The following is a 378-nucleotide window of genomic DNA, read 5'->3' on the forward strand; positions in this document are numbered from 1 at the left end:
CGGCGGAGGCGTGGAATGTTCCGCTCGCCTATCGGGACATCGAACAGGTGGTGGCCGACCCGCAGGTGCAGGTCGTGCACGTCTGCACGCCGAACCACCTGCACCGTGCCATGGCCCAGGCCGCACTGGAGGCCGGCAAGCACGTGATCTGCGAGAAGCCGCTGGCGACCACGCTGGAGGATGCGCGGGAGCTGGCCGCGTTGGCGGCCTCGACCGGATTGGTTGCCACGGTGCCGTTCGTCTACCGCTACCACCCGGTGGTGCGTGAGGCCCGCGCGCGCATCGCGCAGGGTGAGCTGGGGCCGTTGCACCTGATCCATGGCAGCTACCTGCAGGATTGGCTGCTGGACCCGGCCAGCAACAACTGGCGCGTGGACC

Annotated in this window: 1 protein-coding gene; it reads left to right on the top strand. The window is 69.3% G+C overall.

The genetic code is table 11. From position 1 onward, the window contains the following. Positions 1-378: Gfo/Idh/MocA family oxidoreductase (locus tag EN850_RS34160; protein ID WP_136092981.1), on the top strand; the 378-nt coding region annotated here is incomplete at both ends.

It is taken from the genome of Mesorhizobium sp. M8A.F.Ca.ET.207.01.1.1 (assembly GCF_004794715.1).
Taxonomy (GTDB): domain Bacteria; phylum Pseudomonadota; class Alphaproteobacteria; order Rhizobiales; family Rhizobiaceae; genus Mesorhizobium.